General features: G+C 71.3%; 5 protein-coding genes. 2 read left to right on the top strand and 3 right to left on the bottom strand.

The features are described from left to right. Positions 1 to 116: 116 nt before the first annotated feature. The 3 genes from ACIHEJ_RS30245 to ACIHEJ_RS30235 all read right to left on the bottom strand — a co-directional run bounded on the left by ACIHEJ_RS30245 (position 117) and on the right by ACIHEJ_RS30235 (position 3791). Complete coding sequence (locus ACIHEJ_RS30245; RefSeq protein ID WP_400140256.1) at positions 117 to 2309, bottom strand: MMPL family transporter; 2193 nt, start codon at positions 2307 to 2309, stop codon at positions 117 to 119. Positions 2310 to 2500: 191 nt separating this feature from the next. Beyond that, on the bottom strand, positions 2501 to 2857 hold the full coding sequence (locus ACIHEJ_RS30240) for a 5-carboxymethyl-2-hydroxymuconate Delta-isomerase (RefSeq protein WP_400140255.1): 357 nt from the start codon (positions 2855 to 2857) through the stop codon (positions 2501 to 2503). An 82-nt stretch (positions 2858 to 2939) separates the two neighbouring features. Then, on the bottom strand, positions 2940 to 3791 hold the full coding sequence (locus tag ACIHEJ_RS30235) for a helix-turn-helix transcriptional regulator (protein ID WP_400140254.1): 852 nt from the start codon (positions 3789 to 3791) through the stop codon (positions 2940 to 2942). An 87-nt stretch (positions 3792 to 3878) separates the two neighbouring features. On the opposite strand from ACIHEJ_RS30235, the gene ACIHEJ_RS30230 reads away from it, so the two are divergent. Both ACIHEJ_RS30230 and ACIHEJ_RS30225 read left to right on the top strand, forming a co-directional pair. Next, on the top strand, positions 3879 to 4700 hold the full coding sequence (locus ACIHEJ_RS30230; protein WP_400140253.1) for an SDR family NAD(P)-dependent oxidoreductase: 822 nt from the start codon (positions 3879 to 3881) through the stop codon (positions 4698 to 4700). A gap of 243 nt (positions 4701 to 4943) precedes the next feature. Then, entirely contained in the window at positions 4944 to 5663 is a 720-nt protein-coding gene (locus ACIHEJ_RS30225) for a hypothetical protein (protein ID WP_400140252.1), read from the top strand. Positions 5664 to 5789: the final 126 nt, after the last annotated feature.

The raw sequence follows: 5789 nt of genomic DNA, 5'->3' as shown, positions 1-5789 counted from the left end.
GCGGCGCCCGCCGCGCGCGCCGCCGCGCCCCGCCCCCCGCCCCCCCCCCCCCCCCCCCCCCCCCCCCCCCCCCCCCCCCCCCCCCCCCCCCCCCCCCCCCCCCCGTCGTGCTGCGCCTAGCTGCGGCGCCCCGCGGGATCGTGGGCGACGGAGCCCCGCTCGTCGCCGGAGGTCCATCCGGCGCCGTCGGTTCCGGTGCCCGTCCCGGCTCCCGTGTTCTCGCTGCGGTCCCCGTGCCCCGGCCACCATGCGGCGTGGCCGATGAGGGCGGTGAGGCTCGGCGTGAAGAACATCGCCATCACGAAGGCGGCGACGGCGATGCCGAAGGAGACCGCGAAACCCATCTCCGTGAGCAGCGAGTTGCCCGCCAGCATCATCGTGGCGAAGGTCGCCGCCAGGATGAAGCCGGCCGCGGCCACGGTCGGCCCGGCGTGCCGCAGCGCCATACCGGCCGCCTCGCGCGGCTCCCGGCCCTCGCGGGCCTCCTCACGGAGTCGGGCGATCATGAGGATGTTGTAGTCGGTGCCGATGGCGACCACGAAGAGATACATGATCACCGGGAGCATGAACATCAGGCCCGAGTGGCCCTGGCCCTTCTGGAAGATCCACACGGTTGCGCCGAGGGTCGCGCCGAAGCCGAGGCCCACCGACGCCATCAGGTACCAGGGGGCGACCACGCTGCGCAGCAGCAGGCCCAGGATGATCATGATGAGGACGGCCGCGACCGGGAAGACGGTGCGGTAGTCGTGGTTGACCGCGGTGTTGATGTCCTTGTAGATCGAGGACATGCCGCCTACGACGGCGTGTGTGCCGTCGGGTGCGTCGGAGTGGGCGACGTCGCGCACCCGCCCCACGGTGTCGATGGCCTTGTCCGTCGAGGCCTCGTACTTGAGCGTGACGGTGAAGTCCGCCGTGGTGCCGGCCTGGTTCACCTGGGTCATACGGGCGCTCGCCACACCGTCCACGGCGCCCAGCTTCTGCGCGTACGCGTCGAAGCCGGCCTTGTCCAGCGGCTTGCCGTCGGTGCTGGACAGGTAGACGTCGGTGGGTGCCGCGGCGCCCGCCGAGTAGGCCTTCTGCATCTGGTCCTGGACGACCATGGACTCCTTGGTCTTGGGCATGGAGCCCGACGCCAGGTCGAACGTGGCCTTGTACCCGATCGTGCCGAGCGCCAGCACGATCAGGACGAGGCCGGACACCGCGGCCGTCAGGGCCGGGCGGCGCTGCACACCGCGGCCGAGCGCGGCGAAGCGGGCGTTGTCCGGTTCCCGCTGCCAGGACTTGGAGGGCCAGAAGACCTTCGGCCCGATCAGCGAGACCACGGCCGGGATCAGGGTCAGGCCCGCGATCAGCGTGGCGGCGACCGCGATGGCGAGCGCCGGGCCCATCTGCTTGAGGAAGCCCAGCGTGGACAGCACCAGTGCGAGGAAGGCGATGATGACCGCACCGGCGGCCGAGGCGATGGCCTCGCCGACCCGGTCGACCGCGTTGACCATGGCCTGCTTGGGCTCGTCACCGGCTCGCAGGCGTTCGCGGTAACGGAACATCAGGAACAGGAAGTAGTCCGTTCCCACGCCGAACAGCACGACGATCAGGATCGAGGAGATCGAGCTGTTGGCCTGCAGGTCGAACAGCTTGGTGGCGTAGGCGATCAGGCCGTTGGCGACGGCCGACACCAGGCCGATCAGGACCAGGGGCAGTACGGCCAGGATCGGTGCCCGGAAGATGATCAGCAGCGTCACCAGGATGATCGCGAAGGTGCCGATGCCGATCAGCGCCTGACCACGCTTGGACGAGTCCTGCTGGTCGAGGGCCTGTGCGGCCGAACCGCCGAGCTTGACGTCGAGATGGGTGCCCTTGGCCAGTTGCTTGACGTCGTCACGCAACACCTTGGCCGCGTCGGCCTGTTTGGGCTGGCCGGCGTTCTTGCTGTCCATCTGGACCAGGGTGAGGTCATACCTGCCGTCCTTGGACGGCTGGCCGGGGACGACCTTCTGCACCTGGTCGATGTGCTTCTTGCCCAGTTCTGCGGTGATCCGGGCCACGTCCTGCTTGTCGGCGGCGGTGAGCTTGCCGCCGTCCGTGCGCTGGTACAGCGCGATCGCGGACGGGGTGAAGGCGCTGGGGAACGCCTTCTCCTGGAGATCCGCCGCCTTGATGGACTCGTAACTCTTGGGTAGGAAGCTGCTCTCGTCACTGTTCGAGGGCAGACTCGGCGCGGTGGCGACGATCGCCACCGCGGCTATCAGCCATGCCACGATCGTCCACACGGGATGTCGGACGACTGTGCTGCCAATACGTCGGAACATGCGGAAGGTCCTCCTGGACAGGAAGATCACCGCAGCCCGGGGAGCGGTCCCTGGCATCGGCGACCCCGACCGGCACGCGTCCAACGGGCCGGTCGAATGGTTGTCTTGGGTCCATATCGTAGTGACCCGAGACGAAGATCATCTCATCAGGTGGCCACCCGTGCGAGCGGATTACGACCGTCCCCGGCCGTTCACCGCACGGACGACAGCCGATAGGAGCCGGCCAGCTCTCTCACCTCCACCGACAGGGCCACCTCCCGCACTCCGTCCGCCCGCAGGTGCCGGTCGAGCAGGGCCAGCACCCTCTCGGACAGCCGTGCCCGCTGCTCCTCGGGGCGGCCGGGCATGAGGCCCACCTCCACGTGCACGAAGCCGGCTTCCCCGCTGAACACGTCCCCGACGTACGTCTCCGCGGCACGGACCAGCGTCTTGCAGACGCCCGCCGTACCGGACTCCTCGACCACGAGCGGATGGAGCTCCTTCACGAAGGCGCCGGTGTCGAAGACTCCGGCCAGCCGGGAGGAGTGGTCGATGGTGAGGTGCGGCATGCGGGACCTTCCGGAGTCCTAGTTACTCAGGGCAACTATTTTCCCTCATGGTCGACCGTGGTGTTGCATCCGTCGGCGCGGCTCAGCCGGGCGCGTCCATGCGCTGGGTGCCGACGACCGACAGCAGACGCAGCGCCTCCTCGGACCGGGAGCCCGGCACGGCGGTGTAGATCACCACCTGCTGGTCCCGGTCGGCGACGCCGAGGGCGTCACAGCCGACGGTGACCGGCCCGACCAGCGGGTGCTGGAACGTCTTGCACGGTGCGGGTCCCGCGTCCACGTCGTGGGCGGCCCAGAGCCGGGCGAACTCCTCGCTGCCGTCCCGGAGTTCCCGGATGAGCCCGGCCACCTCGGGATCCCCCGGGTAGCGGGCGGCGGCCCTGCGCAGCCGCCCGGTCGCGTGGCGGGCGAACGCGTCGGCGTCCGACACCCCGTACAGCCGGCGCCCGTCGGGGTACGGCCCGAGGAAGACCCGGCGGGCCAGGTTGCGGTCGCGGCGCGGCAGGGCCGAGAAGTCCTCCATGAGGGCCGCCGCCAGCTCGTTCCACGCGAGCACCTCCAGCATGGCCGAGGTCACGAAGACCGCGGACCGCGGCAGCCGGTGCACCAGGTCGAGGATGCTCTGCCGCACCTCGCGCGGGGGGCCGGGCGGAGGGTCCGGTGGGGTGCCGGCCAGGAGGTGGAGGTGATCGCGTTCGGCGTCCGACAGCCGCAGCGCCCGGGCCAGCCCGGCCAGCACCTCGCGCGACGGGCGCGGGCCGCGGGCCTGCTCCAGCCGCGTGTAGTACTCGGTCGAGATGAACGCGAGGAGCGCCACCTCCTCGCGCCGCAGCCCCGGTGTGCGCCGGCGCGGACCGGCCCGCAGGCCGACGTCGGCGGGGGCGATCCGCTCCCGCCTGCTGCGCAGGAAGGCCGCCAGTTCTGCTCTGTCCACCTGTCCAGTGTGCGGGTGTCCCGTGGGGCCCATCCAGGTACTGCCGGTGCCTGGATGGGCCCCGCGCGCAGGAGCAGGCTCGCTGCCATGGACGACACACGGAACGACATCTCGCGGGTTCCGCACACCGCCCGGACCACCGGGACACCTCCGGGTCTGCTGGCCGGCAAGGTCGCCTTCGTCACCGGTGCCGGGCGTGGCATCGGCGCCGCCGCGGCACGGCTGTTCGCCCGGGAGGGAGCGCGGGTCCTGCTCGCGGCCCGTACGGAGGGCCAGCTCAGGGCCGTGGCCGAGGAGGTGCGGGCAGCGGGCGGGACCGCCGACCACGTCGTGTGCGACCTCGCCGACGCCGTGAGTGTGCGCGCCGCCGTGGACCGGGCCGTGGAGCTGTACGGGCGGCTCGACATCGCCTTCAACAACGGGGCGACGATCCAGCCGCCAGGGCCCCTGGACGAGCTCCGGGAGGCGGAGTTCGACCGCGTCTACACGGTGAACCTGAAGGGTGTCTGGCTGGCGACGGTCGCCGAGGTCGCCGCGATCCGGGCCACGGCCGGGAAGGGCGCCATCGTCAACAACTCGTCCGTCGGCAGCCTGAGGGGCAACCCGGAGCTGCCCGCGTACGGGGCGATGAAGCGGGCGGTGAACAGCCTGACGGAGTCGGCGGCCGTCACCTACGGCCCCGAGGGCATCCGCGTGAACGCGATCGCTCCCGGCAACACCCTGACGGAGATGATCCGGACCTGGGAGTCGGCGTCACCCGGCCTGCAGGACCGGCTCACGGCACTCACCCCGCTGCGCCGCGCGGCCGACCCCGAGGAGATCGCCCAGGCCGCGGCGTGGCTGCTGAGCGACCGGTCCTCCTTCGTGACCGGCACGGTGCTGCGCGTGGACGGCGGCGCACGGGCCTGAGCGTTCACCGGGCCTGACCGGTTCACCAATGGAGAGTAAATCCACAGCGGAACGACAGTGACTTGACCGATTCATAGGTGATCAGTGATCATTTCGTGTCCTGAGACGATCTAGGGTCATGATCGGTCCGTGATCTCCCGGGCCTGCCGCCCGGCTCCCCGGCGCACCCGCGTACGCGAAGGTGCGCACGGTCCCACCCCCCATCCGGCGTGGCACCGTGCGACCTTTCCGACAAGGAATCCGATGCGTCTCCCCTCCCGTGCCCTGAAGGTGCTCGCCGTCGCGGCGCTCCCGCTGGCCCTGGCCGCCTGCTCCTCCGGTTCCGGCGACTCCGGCAAAGACACGGCCGCATCCACCAAGGCCAAGGACCCCGACGCGGGCCTGCCGACCGGCACTCAGCTGAAGAAGGCCCTGGCGCCCGCGTCGTCCTTCCCCTCGTCGTTCGCCCTCGACGCGAGCATGAGCCGGGACACCGGGGACTCGTACCAGACGCAGACCACCAAGAGCGCCGCCAAGCCGCAGTGCGCGAACCTCGGCTCCACGGGGTGGATCGGTCTGACCGGGATCGACGGGGTGTCGTTCGCGCAGAACTCGCACGCCGACAGCAAGATCCCCGCCGAGCTCGACCAGGAGATCGACGTCTACCGCGGCTCGACGTCGGCCGAGGTGATGAAGGGCCTGACCAAGGTCGTCGCCGCCTGCCCCGGCTACACGGACTCCGACACCAACAGCAAGGTGAAGGTCACCGGCGTCCCGACCCCCGGCCTCGGGGACCAGGCGTACACCATCACGCTCACCGACCCGACCTGGACGAACGGCACCACGCTGATCGCCGCCCGGGTGGGCACCGCCGTCGTCAGCGTGCTGTCCACGGACGGCAGCGACAACGGCGCCGCGAGCGCGAAGAAGCTCGCCGCCGAGGTCGTGACGTCGGTCAAGGGCCTGAAGACCCAGCAGGGCTGACCCCCGGCCCGGGGGGGGCGCGCCCCCCCCCCCCCCCCCCGCCCCCGCCCCCACCCCCCCCCCCCCCCCAACCACGATCTCGAGGGCCAGCCCGACGCGGCGCGCCTGCCGCCGGCCCGCCTACAC

The sequence above is a fragment of the Streptomyces sp. NPDC052301 genome, assembly GCF_044593395.1.
Classification (GTDB): domain Bacteria; phylum Actinomycetota; class Actinomycetes; order Streptomycetales; family Streptomycetaceae; genus Streptomyces.
Note: the sequence above shows the minus strand (reverse complement) of the source record. Positions and strands in the feature narration are given on the sequence as shown.

Coding starts and splice junctions, on each gene's coding strand:
- ACIHEJ_RS30245 (WP_400140256.1), bottom strand. CDS start 2,309: ATGTTCCGACGTATTGGCAGCACAGTCGTCCGACATCCCGTGTGGACG.
- ACIHEJ_RS30240 (WP_400140255.1), bottom strand. CDS start 2,857: ATGCCGCACCTCACCATCGACCACTCCTCCCGGCTGGCCGGAGTCTTC.
- ACIHEJ_RS30230 (WP_400140253.1), top strand. CDS start 3,879: ATGGACGACACACGGAACGACATCTCGCGGGTTCCGCACACCGCCCGG.
- ACIHEJ_RS30225 (WP_400140252.1), top strand. CDS start 4,944: ATGCGTCTCCCCTCCCGTGCCCTGAAGGTGCTCGCCGTCGCGGCGCTC.